Here is an 18,042-nt window from a genome sequence, read left to right as displayed (position 1 = left end):
TTCTTTTCTGTTTAATATCCCCAAATGTAACCTAAAATACAAAATTAGCCGTTCTGTTTCATTGTACCTTTGAAACTCTATAGCTTTAAAATCGTTCCATTCGTTAAAACTTCTTCGCTGTGAAATTGTTTTAAAAAATATCTGTTTTTTGCCTGACTTTTGCCTATAATCTTTGCCTGATTTTTGATTATAATCTTTGATGGTTTTATGTCAAATTGTTAAAAGATTTGATATAATCACAATAGTTGTAGCTGATTTGTTAAAAACTTTGATTTGGTATAATCACAGCAGTTGTATTTGATGAGATGATACAATCACATTTAATTTGGTATAGTTGGTTTTCTTATAAATGCAAAACAAAAAAAGTGTTGCTAAAATAAAAGATGGAATTTTCACGTGAAGCAATACATGCTCCACATTCCCCTAATATCCAAATCTAAATTTATCAAAACCGATAGATAAAAACAAAAGAGGAAGTTGTGACAATTTAGACAACAACGATGCTGGATTGCTTCGTCATCTTATTCCTCGCAAGGACGCCGATAGTATGATGACATCACTCTTAAAAGGGGGACATAATACGATGACATTACGTTTAAGAAGATGTGTAAGCTTGTTTGTTTGCCTTTCTCTGCTCGTTTCGGCATGCTCGCCCGATAAATCTAGCAAAGCTAGTAGCAAAGCTAACGAGTTCGCTAGAAACACTAAAGTTGAAGAAGTCAAGATGACAGAAAGAGAGAAAAAGATGAGAGGGGTGGCGACACTTCCCCCTTCGTTCTGCGATAAACATAAATGGTGCAGTGTTCCCAGAGATACGTGGGGAACTATCACATCGGACCGTGAAATCGGGAAAGTCGGAGGATTTAGCGTAACGCCAAAAAGATTGGCAGTAGGCACAGTCGCAATTTTGGGAACATTTGCTGTGGTGGGAGGTGGGGTATGGTGGTCAGGACATAAGAAGGGGTGGTGGAAGAAGTCTTCAACTCAACAACAAGGCGTTAAGGGCAACAACGCCAACGCCGACAACAACAACGTCAACAACAACGACAACCGCGGTGACTTAGAAGTATCACAACACAGCGCCTCCGACTTCTTCAACCCCGCCGGCGGAGGCGTACCAAAATCAACAGCAGCAGAATCAAAAACACCAGTACACACGACACCACAACCATCACCAACATCATCATCTCTCCCAATTTCCAGCAGGAACATCACAGATATGAGTGTCGCCAGGGAAAGGCTCCAAAACTTAGGTTATGACAATCCTCCACAAAGTGTATTGGACAAAATGTTCGCCCAAATAAAGAACGAACGCCTTGCGAAAGAAGCTACGGCTTCGTCTTCAAGCTCATCTCGCAAGAAAATAACGATGGATGCGTTGCGTAGCAACATTGAGGGAGCTATATTCGAAAGTGGAGGTCTGGGTACACTGGATAAGCAGCTATTGTTCCAACGCAACGATGTATGTACGGCGTTTGTGGCGCAGTTGTATAACAAGGCGTATTACAAGCTGGGTCGGAGACCGACGGATGAGGAGTTTCTGAAAATACTTGGTGATTGGGGTAACGATCAACCCTGTAATAACTGTCTGTTTTAGGATAGTTCCTCATATCCATAAGTTCTAATCGCTTTTACAAATCTCTCTATTTGATACTTAGGTATGCCTGTTCTTATTGATATTTCTTTTCTGTTTAATATCCCCAAATGTAACCTAAAATACAAAATCAGCCGTTCTGTTTCATTGTACCTTTGAAACTCTATAGCTGAAAATTTTGAGTGTGCACCCCATTGCGCTTGGAATAACACCAATTGAAGAAGATTTGAGATGCTCAAGATGAGTTCATCTCTTAAATGGAATTATCGAACTATCATGTTTTCTGTAGTGCTTACATATAGTGTCAACAGCTATCAGCAACTACCAACTTATGATAACGCTTTTTGGCAGTTTTATCAAGTATAGAATTGTAAGCAATTTGTAAGCAGAGAATGTTAAAACTTATTAAAAATTGTTAAGACTTGATAACTTTGATAACTTTGAACTATCAATATTTACCGTCGATAAAAGCTACTAAAATTATTACCTCGTCAACAACTCAAAAACATTCACAAATGCCCTGAAGAGGAGTTGAACCTCCAGCCTTATCCTTAGGACGGATCTGCTCTATCCATTTGAGCTATCAGGGCAATATTACACAATGGACTAAACCTGCTAATCAATAAAAGCAATACTCTCGCCCCTAAAATCATTCATATCTTTCATGTATTTCTAATTTTTTGTTCCACATCCACTTTGATTTCTTTCCATATTAATTCTTCTTTCGTTCTGACATCTGTCTTCGCCACTTCTACTGTTAAGAGTCATTGCAGAAGCTTCTTCTTCGCTTATGAAATTATATTTTGCAAGAATGGTCTTTAATTTTTATATATCTCTTCATCACTCGACTCTCTACTTGAGTCTATCTCTCAGCAAAGCTCTTGTCTTAATCCAATAATTCAAAGTATCCTAAACGGCATTCTAATTGTTTTTAACTGATTTTCTACAGCTTTTATCATATATTGTTCTATCCAATAAGTTACATAAGTTGAAAACGCAACTTCCTTTGAAGGATCAAATTTCTTAACTGCTTTTATAAGCCCTATACTACCCTCCTCAACAATATCCACGAGATCCAATTTCAATCCACACGAACTTTTTCATCATCTTCGTTTTGTTCATTTTATATTCCCAAACGAAAAGACAATATTATGCCGATAACCATGAGCGCAACAACACATAGTGAGTGTCATGCCACAACTAAACACAATACCATTACTGTCGATTCCACCACTAAACTAAATATTTTATTAAAAACCTCCATTGTTATTTCTTAAACTTTATTGCTACACACTTAATTCCATCTTCTTTAACACATGGCCACCACCATCTAATACAAGTAGCTCCTGATATAATTATTGCGTCAGCTCCCAATTTAGAAGCTTCTTCTTTTACTTTCTCTATATTTCTTCCTGATGACAATCTAATTTCTGCCAGCTCTATATACTTCCTTTCTGGAACAGATGTTGAATATACTTCTATTTTGTTTACATCCGTTGGAGCATACTGACCGTCAGCATATTTATATGTGCCAATAACCGTTGCACAACCGCTCAACAAACAAAACAAAACAAAAAAACTTACAATTTTCTTCATTTTACAATTCTCCTCTGCTTATTTTTTAACTTCTCTAAAATCAGTTCTAGTTTTAAGTTTATCATCTTTTCTTATTCTTTTTCATTACTTCTTCGAACAAATTAATCCGACAATTACTCCAATAATAATGAGACAAATTGTTCTACGAAGTTCGCGCCGTTCCTATAAGTGATAACCTGTTGCCTACACTAAAAGAAATTTACGATTTGTGTCATAAATCAAATTGGCTAATAACGGACTATACTGGGGACAGACCGAGTTTTTAAAATTTGATTTGGCTTATGTATGACATGCTTAATTTCAGCATTAGTATAGTAACTCCCTGCCAACAGCTTTGGCAACCAAATCCAACTCTTTCATCAAATTCTTAAACTGATCAGGCAATAAACTTTGCGGTCCGTCAGAAAGCGCAAGCTCCGGCTGAGGATGAACCTCTATAATAATACCGTCAGCTCCAGCAGCAATACATGCTTTAGCCATTGTGCCAACATGTTCTCTAATACCTATTCCGTGCGACGGATCCAAAACTACGGGCAAATGTGAAAGCTTTTTCAATACAGGTACAGCATTTAAATCCATTGTAAATCTTGTAGCAGTTTCAAAAGTTCTTATGCCTCTCTCACAAAGAATAACATTGTAGTTGCCCTGAGAAAGAATATACTCAGCTGAGAGCAAAAGCTCCTTTATTGTAGTAGCCATACCTCTTTTTAAAAGTACAGGTTTTTTTTGCTTCCCAGCAGCTTTTAAAAGATCATAATTTTGAACATTTCTTGCGCCTATTTGAACAATATTACAATACTTGGAGACAAGCCCAACCTGCTCAACAGTCATAGCCTCGCTAATAGTAGGCATGTGTACTTTTACACCTGCGTTTTTAATATACTCTAAACCTTTTTCTCCAAGACCCTGAAAAGCATAGGGCGAACTTCTAGGCTTATACGCGCCGCCACGCAATATGGTCGAACCTGCAGATTTAACTATTTTTGCGGTATTAATCATCAATTCTTTACCCTCAATAGCACAGGGTCCTGCTATAACATGTATTCTTTTACCACCAATTTCAACATCTCTGCTTATCCTAACCATTGTATTTTCTTTTTTAAATTCTCTTGAAGCGAGCTTATAAGGCTTCTGTATTTCGCTTACGTGTTCCACCGTATCTATCACTTCAAAAGCTTCCTTGTATTTTTCAGCATATTCGCCTATCATACCTATAACTGTAAAATCTTTTCCTTTTGAAATATGAGGCTTATACCCAAAAACTTTTATTTTGTCTGTTATCGCCTTAATGTCTTTTTGCTTTGAACCTTTCTTCAATGTTATTATCATATTATTACCTCGTTGATTTTTTAGTTTAGTCATCAATTTTGCTTTATAGCTTAGCTCTTGACTATTACAACTAAGCCCTTGGATAACTGCCTAGACTTTTTACAAAAATACTTTTACGTCTTAGACTTTCTATTGTTGTCGCTATATTTTTATCCTCAACATGCCCTTTAAAATCGACAAAAAACATATATTCCCATGCCTTCTTTTTTGTAGGACGAGACTCAATTTTTGTCAAGTTTACGTTATTTTTATTAAAAACCCCAAGCACTTCGTACAAAGACCCAACTTTATCTTTAACTATAAAAACTAAACTTGTTTTATCTTTACCGCTAGGCTTTGTCAAAATTTTTCCTATGACAAAAAACCTCGTAAAATTTTCCCTGCTGTCTTGAATTCCCTTCTGTAAAATATACAAATCATAAATTTTCGCAGCTACTTCCGACGCAATCGCTGCCGCAAAATCTTCTTTGGCAACTTTTTTAGCCGCTTCCGCAGTTGACGAAACGGATACCATCTCTACATCAGGATAATTTTTAGTTATCCAATCTCTACATTGCGCCAAAGCGTGAGGATGAGAATAAACTCTTAAAACTTTAGCTTTCGGATCTTTTACAAGAAAACATTGTTCTATTTTTAAACTTATCTCAGCGCATATTTTAAGTTCTGTTTCAACAAGCATATCTAAGGTAACGTTTACGGAACCTTCGTTTGAATTTTCAACAGGAACAACACCAAAATCTACTCTACCACTTTCAATTTCCAAAAGAACTTCTTGAGGAGTCGTTGCAGGAATGAAGCAGCTCGAAGTTCCAAAATTCCTGATAGCAGCCTGATGCGTAAATGTAGCCCATGGCCCTAAAAATGCCACTTTTGTTGGACTTTCTAAATTTCTGCAAGCGCTTATTATTTCTGTATATATATTCCTAAGAGATTCCTCTCCTAAAGCGCCTTTAGCAACGGTGATATTATTTAAAACCTCTTTCTCCCTAGACGGCGCATATACAACAGCATTGGTTTTATTTTTAGACTTTACAATGTCTAAGGCAAGTTTTGCCCTCTTATTTATGAGCTTTACAATTTCTTTGTCAACTTTGTCTATAGATTGTCTTGTTCGTTGCAATTTTAAAGACATATTATTCCTCCTCGTATAAAACAAAAAGACTTTATTCACGTCCACGATCGACCATAATTCTGATGTATTGTACTAAACTAAAAAATTTATTCAAAATTACTGACATGATGCGCGACTACTTTAAAATTCCTAAAATGCACAATATGCTGTGATATTATACACTTTTTACAAGTTTTTCCAAACCCGGAACAGGACGGAAGCATCAAAAGCTTCAAACTCTTCAAATCAGGAAATTTAAAAAGCGCCATATTCAACCCGGAGTGTGAAGAGGTTTTGTGCTCCGGCGACGTTTTAGTGGATAAAGTTCAGAAAAAAAGTAAAAGTAATATGTAGTCTGTTATGGATCGAATTTACATAATTACAGATAGCATTCTTTCAGCGCATTGATTGCGTCTATAAGAAAAAAACAAATCCTTCTCGTGAAAAGTGCAGTGTTTAACATCAAAGATTTCATTAATTCCAAGTTTTTGCAACTTACGACGAACTATCTCCGACAAATCTAATTTGTTATTTACAAGCTCAACATTGAATTTATCTTCCATATCACAGTTCACATCATAACAACAAGAACGAATATGCGGACCGATATAAGCTTTAATATCCTCTGGTTTAATTGAAAAATCTTTATGAAAGATTTCGACTGCGTTTTCTATTATCCCTAAATAAATACCTTTCCAACCTGTGTGAATTGCAGCTTTAACCTCTCCGTTTCCAATTGACATAAGCAAAGGAATGCAGTCGGCGGTAAAAATACCGAGCATAGTATTTTTATCTGCGGTAATTAAGCCGTCGCACTTGGCGATAAAAGTATTTTTATTAAATGAGTTAACCACTTTCACATTGTTTCTGTGTATTTGATTTGCAAGTATTAGATTTGATGGATCTAAATTTAATGAAAGCAAAAACTTATCTCTTAAGACTTTATCTCTCATATTTCCGACAATCTTGGTCGTCGTCAAATGTTTATAGGGGAAATTTTTATAAGATATAATTTGTTTCATAACACGTGGATTCCCCAAGCCAGCAGCTCACCGCCAAAGGCTTAGTAATAAATTCTCATCTCGTCGTTAATTACCCTTTTTACAAAATGGGAACAACAACGTGGATTCTTCAGAGTGGAACAAAGTAACTAAAACATTCATTATCTTTTCATGCGTTTTTGTGATATCAATATAGGATTGCCCATGCAGCATTATTTTAAAAATTTAGGTTTCCAGTATGTATATGCCGGTTTTGACGAATCCATAACTTCAACCTGTGGCAAATCTCGCTGTGAAAAAAAATCAGGTTGAGGAGTTTGAGTTTCCGCTAAAGCTCCAAATTCATCAACACTAAAACCTGTGGCAATAATGGTAATTTTAATTTTATTGTCAAGTCGATTATCTATGGTATGCCCAAAAAAAACATGCCCGTTAATGCCGTAACTTTTAATATCGTTAAATATTTCCTGCAAGATTAATGCTGTGATGTTAGAGTTTGTTGTTATGTTTACAAGAGCTTTTTTAGCTTTTGAGATATCATAATTATCAAGAAGAGGACTCGTTGCCGCTTTTTTTACAGCTTCTTTAACATCTGAACTTGTACTTTCCCCTATACCTATTAACGCTGTGCCGGCATTATTTAAAATATTTTTTACATCGGCAAAATCTCTGTTAATTTCGCCTGTAACGGTTATAACATCTGTAATAGCCTGAATACTCTGCCTTAATACATCGTCTATGATTTGATAAAAAGCATCAAGAGCGACTCTTTCGTTTATGACATTAAAAACTCTTTCGTTAGGAATAACAATTATGGCATCAGTGTATTCCTTAAGACTTTTAATTCCTTCTTCGGCTTGAGCCATTCTCACTTTGCCTTCATGTTCAAAAGGCTTTGTAACAACACCTACGGTAAGTATGCCTTGTTCTTTTGCAAGTTTCGCAACTATTGGCGCTACACCGGTACCTGTTCCTCCACCCATTCCCGAAGTAACGAAGACCATATCCGCGCCTAACAATCTGCCTCTTATCTCTTCCAAACTTTCTTCGGCCGCCTGCCTGCCAATCTCGGGATTTCCACCCACTCCAAGTCCTTTTGTTATTTTTTCTCCAATCTGCAATACATCCGGCGCTGAAGATTTTAACAGAGCTTGAGCATCTGTATTAATAGCAACAAACTCAACATTGCCAACATTTGCGGCAATCATCCTATTAACAGCATTGCACCCGCCGCCACCAATGCCGATAATCTTAATTATGGCAGGTTGCCCTGCGTTCGTTTCTTTTGAAGGCAAGACTAATTTTATCCCCATTTAAAAAGATTCCTTAAACCATTTTGATATTTTTGAAACTATACCGCTTCCGGACGATTTCTTTTGAGAATAACCATTTGAATCTGAAAAATGAGACGCTATTGCGCCTATAGCTGTAGTGTATGATGGATTTAATAACACTTCGTCAGAACCAATAACTTTATCGGAACTAGGAGTTCCTGTTCTTACGGAGCAATTAAATGCTTTTTCAAAAGCTTCGGCCATTCCGGAAAGACTGCTACCGCCGCCTGTAAGAATTATTCCTCCTGACAAAAACTCATCTCCATAATTATTTTTATCTATAATTTCCTTTATTTCATATAAAATTCTGTCAATTCTTGGCGTAATAATACCGCTTACTAACTCGAGCCTATCACATTTTTTTATATTTCTTCCATCTGCAGCTCTATATTCAAATTCTTCATTTTTAAAATCGCTATAAACAAACGCTGCACCATGTTTTTCTTTAATTTCTCTTGAAATAGAATATGCCGCTCTCAACTTATGACCAATATCTCTTGTAATATAATCAGACCCCTCGGCAAGCTCATCAGTATGTTTTATTATACCGTCAACATAGTGAACAAGTCCGGTTGTAAGTCCTCCAAAATCAATTACAAGACAACTCAATTCCTTTTCCTCTCTTGTGACCAATGTATCGCTTGCCGCAAGATATCCATAAATTCTGTCGTCGTAGCTAACACCTATGGAACTCATGACCTTGGCTATATTACCCATATTGCTGGTTGAAACTATAAAAGCATGCACATCAACCTCAATGTATGTCCCTTCCATACCGATGGGATTTTGTATGCCTCTTTGCTGATTTAATATATATTCGCGAGGAACTATTTGAAGTATTTCCTGATCAGGCTCCATTTTTATCTGTTTCCTCGCGCTTTCTAAAGCATTTTCAACAGTTTCTACTGTAACTTCCCTATTTGAATAGTTTATATTTGCAACGCCTTTAGAATTTTTGGATCTAATAAAACTACCTCTCATGGCAACAATAACTTTTCCTATCTGACCTCCGGATACTTTTTCAGTTTCTTCAAATGCTCTGCCAACAGCCAACGCAGCTTCTTGTATATTGATTACCGCTCCCGCTTTTATTCCGTCGCATGGAACGGATACCGCTCCAAGAATTTTCACTATTCTCGCATCTTCATCACACACTCCTGCAACGCAACACACCTGACTGCTGCCGATATCAAGACCTGCTACAAGCGGTTTTTTGGACATTGTATAAATCCTTTATTAAATATTATCCTAGTTAGTTAGAGGTTTTACAATTGCTCTTCCTGAGTCATAAAAAGTCATATCTATATACTCTAACTGTTCATATTTTGCCATTGCATCGACATAAACTTTCTGAAACTTCCTAAATTTACTAGATAAATGTTCCGACTTTTCCTCGCCCCAAGAAACTATAGCTCCGCTGTTCATAATAAAAACTATATCGCCGGTATTGCTGAATTTCATCTCAGCAATATTATCGAGAAATCCTCCGCAAACAGTTTTAAATCTTTCAATAAAATCCAAAAGATGCTTTCTTTCATCACGTGAATTATAAGTAATTTTTGGCACTTTCATTGCGCTCATAAAACCGCGCAGAGGGAACGGACTGTCGTCAAAATCTATGCCTAGTACAACACCGTCATGCACTATAAACGCCTCAGGCGTTCTCTCATAAAGTTTAACTTTCACTTTTTGCCAACGCCTGCTAATAACAATATTTTTTAATTCCGACTTCAAATTTTTTATTTCATTTTCAGCTTCGGATAGATTTATCTTTAGAAGATTGTCACCTATCTTAAAAGGAAGGAGTTCTTTTATCTCTGCCTTAGTTATGTTATTTGTCCCAACAACTTCTATATTCTTAACAATGAGCTTATCGAATTTATCGGAAATATCAAGTAACCTTTTAACGCCAAAGCAAGCTAAAAAAACAAATACCAACAAAAGAAGAAGACACAAAAAAAGCTTAATAATTTTTCTATTCTTTTTATTCGAACGAGAATGACCACTCTTTGTGCGAACGAATTTGTAACCATATCTCTTCCTTTTTGCCATTTTATAATGCGCTCTCTACAATTTTTAAAACTAAACTCTCAAAATTGTATCCTACAGCCCTGCTCGCATCCGGCAGTAAAGAAGTTTCCGTCATACCCGGAATAGTATTATTTTCAAGAACCCACACATCGTCATTCCTACCTACAATCATGTCAACGCGACACATAGCATTGCACTTAAAATTTCTATATATGCTCTCAGCGTAATGTTGCGCAGTTTTATAAGCCTTATTGCTTATCCTTGCAGGAATTATATGTCTTGAACCGCCTTTTTGATATTTTGATTTAAAATCGTAAAATTTACCCTTAGGAACTATCTCTATAACCGGCAATGCCTTGCCGTTTAAAACACCTGCTGCTATTTCCGTACCTGCAACAAAAGATTCTATCATAATTTCTTTATCATATTTGAAGGCTTTCTTTGCTGCAGCGGCAAACTGCACAGCGCTTTTTACTATCGTTACGCCTATAGCAGATCCTTGCGACACAGGCTTTACAACAACAGGACATGTTTTTATTTTTGGCGCTTTCTCATACTTCCTTAAAGTCACCCAATCCGGGGTTAAGATACCTATACGTCTAAACAATTGTTTAGAAATATCTTTATCCATAGAAACAGAACTTGCAAAGACACCGGAACCGGTGTAGGGAATGCCCAACACTTCCAGTAACCCCTGTATTGCTCCATCCTCGCCAAATTGTCCGTGTAGAAATACGCAAGCTATATCTATTTTTGCTTTTCTTATTTTTTCCGATACATTTCTATCCACATCTATTCCACACGCATTAACTCCCATTTTTCTTAATACATTTAAAACCACTTTACCAGATACAAGCGAAATCTCCCTTTCACATGAAAATCCACCGTATAAAACGCCAATTTTTTTATTTTTTAATTTCGATAGTATATCAGAATTTTTCATTTTATTATTTTTATTTCTGTCTCAAGAGCTAGATTAAATTTTTCTTTTACTTTTTCTTTTATCAGTTCAATCAAAAACACAACATCTTTTGAAGAAGCCCCGCCGGTATTTATTATAAAATTTCCATGGAGTTTAGAAATTTGCGCACTGCCGGAATAAGTTCCCTTTAAACCAACTTCCTCAATAAGTTTACCGGCGCTATAACCATCGGGATTTTTAAATATACTACCAGCATTAGGTATATCTAAAGACTGAGACTCTAAGCGTCTCTTTATATTATCTGAAACTACGCTTAAGCTATCATTTTCAGTATCTTTTTTCAAGACAAAATTAACGTTTGTAACGATACAATTTGTCAAATTGCTTTTTCTATAGCTAAATATAATTTTTTTTTTATTTATAACTTCTTTTTTTAGACCTTCATAAACTTCAACATTTCCTACAACGGAGTCAATCCATTTATCTTTACTCCCAGCATTACCACAAACTGCGCCTCCGACAGTACCGGGAATTCCAGCCACGCACTCAAGACCCGTCAAATTATATTTCAAAGAGATATTTAAAACGTTTGAGATCAGCGCGCCACTACCGCAAAAAATTTCTTCTCCGCAAACTGAAATTTCCTTAAACTGCCCGGTAAGAGAAACTATTGCGCCTCTATATCCTTCATCTGAAAACAAGACATTTGTTCCACAGCCTAAAACATAAAATTTATATCCTCCGACATTTTTCAAAAATTCTAACAAAGATTGTTCATTTGGAATTTCAATAAAAAAATCAGCTCGTCCGCCTATTTTAAATGAACAATGTTTAGAAAGCGACTCATTTTTTAAAATTACACAGCCTAAAGAAGACAATGTTTTAATTAAATCAGCGTTAATAACTCTTCTCCTTGTTTCCATATGTCTCCAGCGCCTAATGTCAAAACAATATCACCGGTAGAAAGAGTTTTTGAGAACCGTTTTAAATCCGAAAATTTTTCGGCTTTACACTTATTATGCAAAAGACTTTTTAATATTAATTCTGAAGTTACGCCTTTTATTGGTTTTTCACCAGCAGAATAAATATCTAATATTTTTACAAAATCTGCGTCTGAAAAACTTTTACCAAATTCGTTAAACAAATTTTGAGTTCTTGTATATCTATGAGGTTGAAACAATACAGTAAGCTTGCGTTTAGGCCAAAAATGCTTTATTGCTTTTAATGTAGCTTCCACTTCAGTTGGATGATGTCCATAATCATCAATAATCATAACACCATTTTTTTCGCCTTTTACTTCAAGTCGCCTTCCAACACCATCGAATTTACCTATCGCTTTTGAAATTAAACTAAAAGGTATTCCCAACCGTAATCCAACACCTACAGCTGCTAAAGAATTTAAAATATTGTGCTTCCCCGGAATTCTTATACAAACATTCCCAATTTTTTTACCCATATAAACAACGTCAAAACTTGTACAAGTTTTTAGCACTTTTATATTTAACGCTTTAATATCAGGGTTTCCTATAAACCCGTATGTAACATATCTTCTTGTGATACTTGGAATAATCTCTCTTACAATACCATCATCAGTACAAATAATTGCCACTCCGTAGAACGGAATAGAATTAATATGTTTCACAAAAGCTGCTTTGAGATTTTCCATATTACCGTAATAATCCAAATGATCATTATCAATGTTTGTTACAACGGTAATAGCTGGCGAAAGTTTCAAAAAAGATCCATCTGATTCATCAGCTTCGGCAACAATATATTTCCCCTTGCCCAGCCTTGCGCTCGTTTTAAGATTTTTAAGTCTGCCGCCTATAACAACAGTAGGCTCAAGTCCGCCTTCCTCTAAAACAAGAGAAGTAAGAGACGTTGTTGTTGTTTTACCGTGAGTTCCTGCTATTGTTACAGCATATTTTAATCTTGCAAGTTCGGCAAGCATTTCTATTCGCGGAATTACAGGAATTTTCTTCTTTAAGGCTGTAACAACTTCGAGGTTATCTTTGCCGACAGCCGTAGAAGTAACAACAACTTCTGCAGATTCTACATTTTTTGCATTATGCCCTATATAAATTTTCGCGCCTATATCTTTTAGATGATTGATAACATCTGTTTCTTTTAAATCAGATCCCGAAACGTCATGACCTAAACTTATTAGAACCTCGGCTATTCCCGACATACCGGATCCGCCAATTCCTACAAAATGTATTTTTTGATTTTTGCAAAACATTTATTTTCCATATATCTTTACCTTTTATTCTTTGAAATATTGCGCGCTTACAGTCGTGGTAAGCCCACCGCGTATGTCAAATTCAATATCTATCGACATTTCCTTAGGTTGAACAGTTTTTACCAAATCATTCAAAATATTATTTACAACGCTTTCATGCACCATACCAACCATTCTGTAAGTCTGCAAATACAATTTCAAAGATTTAAGCTCCACTACCGTCTTGTCAGGAATGTAATTTACAACGATATATGCAAAGTCAGGCAAACCTGTCCAAGGGCACAAACATGTAAATTCTTCTGTTTCAATGCGCACATTTATATCTCTCCCTACAAACTCATAAGGAATAGCTTCAAGCAAAGACGGTGTAACTTTGTCAAAAATAGGTAATTTAATTTTCATAACACTCCTCTGATCGCTTTTCTATTACATAATCCACAACCGAGCAACTTGATATTGCTGTTAATATAAAATTGTTTGACTGTAAGTATTTTAGCATTTTTATAATGACTTGACAGGAATTAAAACTTCAAAGAAAATTTTGCGTTAGTTTAATTGTTGGAACAATCTTTCACTGCAATAAGCGCATATCCGAGAGTACTATTTACGCAATCTGTAGGGCTTACCATAAAATTAAGACCAGCGCCTATTGAATGCTTGTCCATTTCATCCCCATGACTTATTCCAATTCCATAGGCATCTTCCTCTCGCTCATATTTTACCAAAACATTTGTATTGATGTCGCCATAAAAACTTGAAATTGGAATGAGTGGCACAAGTTACATAAAGAAACACCCAACGTAAATTAATAGCTCCGTGTAGAATATCACAACATATTGCGCACTTTAATAACTTCAAAAACAAAGACAAACAAATTAAAACAATGACGGGCTTTTAATAAAATGGCATATTTCTATATAAAATCATCACAACAATACTACTTTAAATGTTTATTTTCTAATTCTTCTTCCGTATGATCAACCATCCTCTTTTCAGGTCTTCCTGTAATTCTACGCAAAAAATATCTAAGTTTATCCATGTACTCAAATACTGCAGGGACAACAATTAATGTAAGAATAGTAGAGCTTATTACGCCACCGATTACAACAATTCCCATACCTTTTCTGAACTGTCCTGCTTCGCTAAGTCCAAGAGCCGTGGGAAGCATACCGGCAATAAGAGCAAAGGATGTCATAAGTATAGGGCGAAATCTTACTACACCTGCCTTTATTATGGAATCATTTACACTAAACCCATTCCTCATTTGCTGCTGCACGTAATCCACTAAAAGAATTGAATTTTTAGCAACAATACCAAGAAGCATTATCATTCCTATCATAGTAAACATATCAATAGGTTGACGCACAATTAACAAAGCAATAACACCGCCGATAATCGCAAGAGGAAGCGCAGTCATAATAGTAAACGGAGTTATTACAGACTCATACAGGCTTGCAAGTACCATAAATATAAACACCAACGAAAGAGCAGCAGCTATAATGATGTTCTTAAACATATCTGACATATGCTCAGCGCCACCGGAAAAATTGCATTGTATATTTTTCCACTTTTCAGCATTTACGGGATCGGCTTTTAGCTCATTAAATATTTTAAAAGTATCCTTGTTTATTTCGCCTATAGCTCCACCTGCAGAGATATTGCCTTCAACCGTAACGAACCGCGACCTGTCTTTTCTAAAAATCTCAGTGAACCCGGATGTCTCTTTTACAGACGCAACATTTTTTAACTTCACAAGCTTATTGTTAACATTACTTACGTATATTGTGTCAAAACTCTTTACAATATCTTGCTGATTTTCTTGGAATTTTACTTTTATATCACACTCCAAACCTTTTTCTCTGTATTTTCCGCCATTAGCGCCGTCAATCATAGCTCTTATTTCATTACCTACTACAACAGAACTTACGCCAAGATTTTCCATTTTCTTAGTATCCATCTGTATCTGCACTTCAGGTTTTCCAAATTTATAATTAGAGTGTATATCAACAAAATGAGGTATCGATTTAAACTTCTCCGCAAGCTGTTGCGCAGCTGCGTATAAAACCTCCACATCGTCGCCAGTAAGCTCCATTACGAATTCACTTTCTGACCCCCCGCCCCCAAGCGACTGTTTGGCTATAGAAAACTCAAGCTCGTCGCCAAATTTTTCGTTGAAAACTTTTCTAAGATAATCTTTCATCTCAGAACTACTGCGAGTTCTTTCAGGCAATCCCAATGCGTCATTTTTCTTACCAAATAACCCTGCATGAGACTTAGCGGGAATCATTTTTACGTATAACTTTGCCTTGCTTGAAAGCTTGGTGAACATATCGACAGCTCCAATCGCGCAAGAAACAAGCTCAATATCAGGATCGCTCATAAGTATTTCTTCAATTTGTTTCGCATAAATATCCATTTTATCTAAAGACGTCCCAGGTTTAGCTTGAACATTAACATTAAACTCGCCTGATTCAGAAGCAGGCATAAACGTAGTTTTAAGATATTTTTTTGCCGCCGCAATTGTACCTAAAAATATAAAAACAGTAATAAACAAAGTAACAAATTTCCAACTTATAATAAAATGTCTTTTCTTCTTTCCAAAAAAACTAGATTCCACATCAACAAGTTTTTTCTTAACAACAAAAGAAATAATGTTCTTGTACGACCTTTCAACAAAACCGAAAACTATATTAAACCAGTCCACTGTTATTGCCCTAAAAAATTTGATAAACGTTTCTTGAATTTTCCATTTCTTTGCAGGCTTCTTATTATGTTCAGAAATAATATAAGCAGAAAGCATAGGCGCTATTGTCAATGCGTCAAGAATAGATATAACCATTGCAAATACTACGGTCAACCCAAATTCTCTAAAAAATTGTCCCATAATTCCGCTTAGAAAAGCAACGGGAAGAAATACAGCTATAACCGTGCTCGTGGTAGCGACAACAGCGAGAGTAACTTCATTTGTTCCCACAATTGCAGCCTTTAGGGGAGATGAACCTTCTTCATAATGTCTAAAAATATTTTCACGTACAACAATTGCATCATCTATCAAAAGTCCAATAGCAAGAGACAGCGCCATCAACGACAAAACATTTAAGCTAAATCCAAAAACATACATGAATACAAACGAACCTATCAAACTGTTTGGAAGAGATAAAGCCGTGATAAACGTCGAACGCCAGCTACCCAAAAAGAAATATACAACTATAATAGCAAGAAAAACGCCTTCAAGTATCGTTGACTTTACATCGTCAATGTTCATCCTTACGATGCTGGCAAAGTCTGAAATTAGAGTGAGCTGAGGTTGACTTGGATATTGCTTATATTTTTCATTTACTTCTTTGATTTTTTTTCCTATCCCATCTGATACAGCTACGTCGTTACCCTTTGCTTGCCTGTAAATCTGCAACAAAAGAGCGGGTTCCGATACTACTTTGCCGTCTTCTCTGGTATCAATTCTTGCTCTTGAAGTTTCAATTTCAACACCATCTTCAACTTGAGCGACATCCCTTACAGTAACAGATTTATCATTGCCAACAAAGTTCACGACAACATCGTTAATTTGTTCCACTGATTTAAATTCACCCATCGTTCTAAACGATATTTCTTGAGATCCTCTATTAATTTTTCCGGCTGGAATATTTGAAGAATTTAACTTAATTTTTCCAGCTAAAGAGGTAAGCGTAAGCTCGTGTTCTTTCAGTTTTTCTCTATTTGCATTAATGTGTATTTCCCTTTTTAATCCGCCAACAATTCCCACTTTTGAAACGCCAGAAACTTGAGCAAAATCTTTAGAAACTATATCATCAGCAAAATCATACAACTGTTTAGGGCTCATATCTTTCGCTTTCAAACTCAATGTAACAATAGGCATGCTGTTAGGGTCAGCTTTCATAATAACAGGTTCTTTTATATCACCAGGCAAAACAGATCTTATCTGACCTATTTTATCTCTAACTTCCTGGGTCGCAACATCAGGATCTTTTGAAAGTTCAAATTCGCCAAGTACTATGGACCTGTTATCCTGATTTATAGACTGAATATGTTTCAATCCCGAAACACCGCTAACTGCATCCTCTATCGGTTTTGTAACAAGCCGCTCAATTTCTGAAACGCCGGCGCCCGGATAAGCAGTTATAACAACAACAAACGGAAACTCAACGTCCGGGTACATTCTTACGCTTAGTTTGTTTAAAGACATAGCGCCTAAAATGAGTAAGGTCATTAACAACGCTATCACAAAAGTGGGACGTTTAATTGACAATTTTGCCAAATTCATACTTTTATTCCTTAATTTAATATTTCTATTCTAACCGTTACAAGACCACGCAAAACGTGCAGAAAACATAGAGACAATCGTTTCATCCTAAGTCTCACAAACAAATGCCTGAGAGAACGAACAACAATACGGATACTTCGCTACGCTCAAGTATGACAAAAAAAGCCGTGTTTGTCACGCTGATGGAGCACAACCTACTGAACAACACACTGAAAAAAGTGGTGAAAGAAGTCCTTGAAAAAAGATATAATTCCGTAGCCGCAGACATATTCTTTAGCGTCCCCATCTTCACCGCCGCCACCGTATTCATTTTATCACCTTCTCCCCATCTTCATCAGCATCTTCACTCCATCATCGCCACCCTCATTCCTTCCTCGGTCTTCCGCCATTTTCGCCATATTGCTACACAACTAGACAGATTATTCCCCAATCATCGTCTTCATCGCCTCAGCCGACCACGCCTCAATCACCATCACCGTCACATCCATCGCCTTCCACATCTTCGCTAGCACCCTATCATTTATCAGATCCCTCAACATATCTCTCCTATCACTCTCCTCCTTTATCGTAGCCAGCGCCGGCAAATTCCTCGCCGCCAACTCC

General features: G+C 36.3%; 17 protein-coding genes and 1 tRNA gene. 1 reads left to right on the top strand and 17 read right to left on the bottom strand.

What is annotated here, in order from left to right; genetic code table 11:
• Window positions 1–547 precede the first annotated feature (547 nt).
• A complete protein-coding gene (locus LE180_RS02675) occupies window positions 548–1,597 on the top strand; it encodes a hypothetical protein (protein WP_374133943.1) in 1,050 nt (349 codons plus the stop codon).
• Here LE180_RS02675 and LE180_RS02670 read toward each other — a convergent pair.
• The 17 genes from LE180_RS02670 to LE180_RS02590 all read right to left on the bottom strand — a co-directional run.
• A complete protein-coding gene (locus LE180_RS02670; protein WP_374133942.1) occupies window positions 1,594–1,809 on the bottom strand; it encodes a hypothetical protein in 216 nt (71 codons plus the stop codon). The genes LE180_RS02675 and LE180_RS02670 overlap by 4 nt on opposite strands.
• Window positions 1,810–2,110: 301 nt before the next feature.
• Window positions 2,111–2,184 (bottom strand) — tRNA-Arg (locus tag LE180_RS02665).
• Between the two features lie 309 nt (window positions 2,185–2,493).
• On the bottom strand, window positions 2,494–2,664 hold the full coding sequence (locus tag LE180_RS02660; protein WP_374133944.1) for a sigma factor: 171 nt from the start codon (window positions 2,662–2,664) through the stop codon (window positions 2,494–2,496).
• A gap of 196 nt (window positions 2,665–2,860) precedes the next feature.
• Window positions 2,861–3,190: a hypothetical protein gene (locus LE180_RS02655; RefSeq protein WP_374133941.1), complete on the bottom strand. Its 330-nt coding sequence runs from the start codon at window positions 3,188–3,190 to the stop codon at window positions 2,861–2,863.
• Between the two features lie 306 nt (window positions 3,191–3,496).
• Window positions 3,497–4,519: a 3-deoxy-7-phosphoheptulonate synthase gene (aroF, locus tag LE180_RS02650; protein WP_374133940.1), complete on the bottom strand. Its 1,023-nt coding sequence runs from the start codon at window positions 4,517–4,519 to the stop codon at window positions 3,497–3,499.
• A gap of 70 nt (window positions 4,520–4,589) precedes the next feature.
• Window positions 4,590–5,651 (bottom strand): prephenate dehydratase, encoded by a 1,062-nt coding sequence (pheA, locus tag LE180_RS02645; RefSeq protein ID WP_374133939.1) that lies wholly within the window; start codon window positions 5,649–5,651, stop codon window positions 4,590–4,592.
• 350 nt (window positions 5,652–6,001) lie between these two features.
• A complete protein-coding gene (gene pgeF / locus LE180_RS02640; protein WP_374133938.1) occupies window positions 6,002–6,652 on the bottom strand; it encodes a peptidoglycan editing factor PgeF in 651 nt (216 codons plus the stop codon).
• 191 nt (window positions 6,653–6,843) lie between these two features.
• Window positions 6,844–7,944 (bottom strand): cell division protein FtsZ, encoded by a 1,101-nt coding sequence (ftsZ, locus tag LE180_RS02635; protein WP_374133937.1) that lies wholly within the window; start codon window positions 7,942–7,944, stop codon window positions 6,844–6,846.
• Window positions 7,945–9,186, bottom strand: a complete 1,242-nt coding sequence (ftsA, locus tag LE180_RS02630; RefSeq protein WP_374133936.1) for a cell division protein FtsA — start codon at window positions 9,184–9,186, stop codon at window positions 7,945–7,947.
• Between the two features lie 27 nt (window positions 9,187–9,213).
• Entirely contained in the window at window positions 9,214–10,017 is an 804-nt protein-coding gene (locus LE180_RS02625) for a cell division protein FtsQ/DivIB (protein ID WP_374133935.1), read from the bottom strand.
• 1 nt (window position 10,018) lies between these two features.
• A complete protein-coding gene (locus LE180_RS02620) occupies window positions 10,019–10,939 on the bottom strand; it encodes a D-alanine--D-alanine ligase (protein WP_374133934.1) in 921 nt (306 codons plus the stop codon).
• Window positions 10,936–11,841, bottom strand: coding sequence for a UDP-N-acetylmuramate dehydrogenase (gene murB, locus LE180_RS02615; protein WP_374133933.1), 906 nt, complete (start codon window positions 11,839–11,841; stop codon window positions 10,936–10,938). The genes LE180_RS02620 and murB overlap by 4 nt, the downstream gene beginning before the upstream one ends.
• A complete protein-coding gene (murC, locus tag LE180_RS02610; protein ID WP_374133932.1) occupies window positions 11,805–13,157 on the bottom strand; it encodes a UDP-N-acetylmuramate--L-alanine ligase in 1,353 nt (450 codons plus the stop codon). The genes murB and murC overlap by 37 nt, the downstream gene beginning before the upstream one ends.
• 24 nt (window positions 13,158–13,181) lie before the next feature.
• On the bottom strand, window positions 13,182–13,559 hold the full coding sequence (gene queF / locus LE180_RS02605) for a preQ(1) synthase (RefSeq protein ID WP_374133931.1): 378 nt from the start codon (window positions 13,557–13,559) through the stop codon (window positions 13,182–13,184).
• Window positions 13,560–13,708: 149 nt separating this feature from the next.
• The gene (locus LE180_RS02600; protein WP_374133930.1) at window positions 13,709–13,933 is read right to left on the bottom strand and encodes a hypothetical protein; all 225 of its coding nucleotides are present in this window, start codon (window positions 13,931–13,933) and stop codon (window positions 13,709–13,711) included.
• Window positions 13,934–14,094: 161 nt separating this feature from the next.
• On the bottom strand, window positions 14,095–17,439 hold the full coding sequence (locus LE180_RS02595) for an efflux RND transporter permease subunit (RefSeq protein WP_374133929.1): 3,345 nt from the start codon (window positions 17,437–17,439) through the stop codon (window positions 14,095–14,097).
• Between the two features lie 419 nt (window positions 17,440–17,858).
• Window positions 17,859–18,042, bottom strand: a 184-nt coding sequence (locus tag LE180_RS02590; RefSeq protein WP_374133928.1) for a hypothetical protein, incomplete at its 5' end; no start/stop codon positions are given.

This window comes from Candidatus Endomicrobiellum pyrsonymphae (assembly GCF_020328025.1).
Classification (GTDB): Bacteria; Elusimicrobiota; Endomicrobiia; order Endomicrobiales; family Endomicrobiaceae; genus Endomicrobiellum; species Endomicrobiellum pyrsonymphae.
The sequence above is the reverse complement of the archived record's forward strand: the minus strand, read 5'-3'. Positions and strand labels throughout refer to the sequence as shown.

Coding starts and splice junctions, on each gene's coding strand:
- pheA (WP_374133939.1), bottom strand. CDS start 5,651: ATGTCTTTAAAATTGCAACGAACAAGACAATCTATAGACAAAGTTGAC.
- ftsZ (WP_374133937.1), bottom strand. CDS start 7,944: ATGGGGATAAAATTAGTCTTGCCTTCAAAAGAAACGAACGCAGGGCAA.
- aroF (WP_374133940.1), bottom strand. CDS start 4,519: ATGATAATAACATTGAAGAAAGGTTCAAAGCAAAAAGACATTAAGGCG.
- LE180_RS02595 (WP_374133929.1), bottom strand. CDS start 17,439: ATGAATTTGGCAAAATTGTCAATTAAACGTCCCACTTTTGTGATAGCG.
- murC (WP_374133932.1), bottom strand. CDS start 13,157: ATGTTTTGCAAAAATCAAAAAATACATTTTGTAGGAATTGGCGGATCC.
- queF (WP_374133931.1), bottom strand. CDS start 13,559: ATGAAAATTAAATTACCTATTTTTGACAAAGTTACACCGTCTTTGCTT.
- LE180_RS02675 (WP_374133943.1), top strand. CDS start 548: ATGATGACATCACTCTTAAAAGGGGGACATAATACGATGACATTACGT.
- pgeF (WP_374133938.1), bottom strand. CDS start 6,652: ATGAAACAAATTATATCTTATAAAAATTTCCCCTATAAACATTTGACG.
- ftsA (WP_374133936.1), bottom strand. CDS start 9,186: ATGTCCAAAAAACCGCTTGTAGCAGGTCTTGATATCGGCAGCAGTCAG.
- murB (WP_374133933.1), bottom strand. CDS start 11,841: ATGGAAACAAGGAGAAGAGTTATTAACGCTGATTTAATTAAAACATTG.
- LE180_RS02625 (WP_374133935.1), bottom strand. CDS start 10,017: ATGGCAAAAAGGAAGAGATATGGTTACAAATTCGTTCGCACAAAGAGT.
- LE180_RS02655 (WP_374133941.1), bottom strand. CDS start 3,190: ATGAAGAAAATTGTAAGTTTTTTTGTTTTGTTTTGTTTGTTGAGCGGT.
- LE180_RS02620 (WP_374133934.1), bottom strand. CDS start 10,939: ATGAAAAATTCTGATATACTATCGAAATTAAAAAATAAAAAAATTGGC.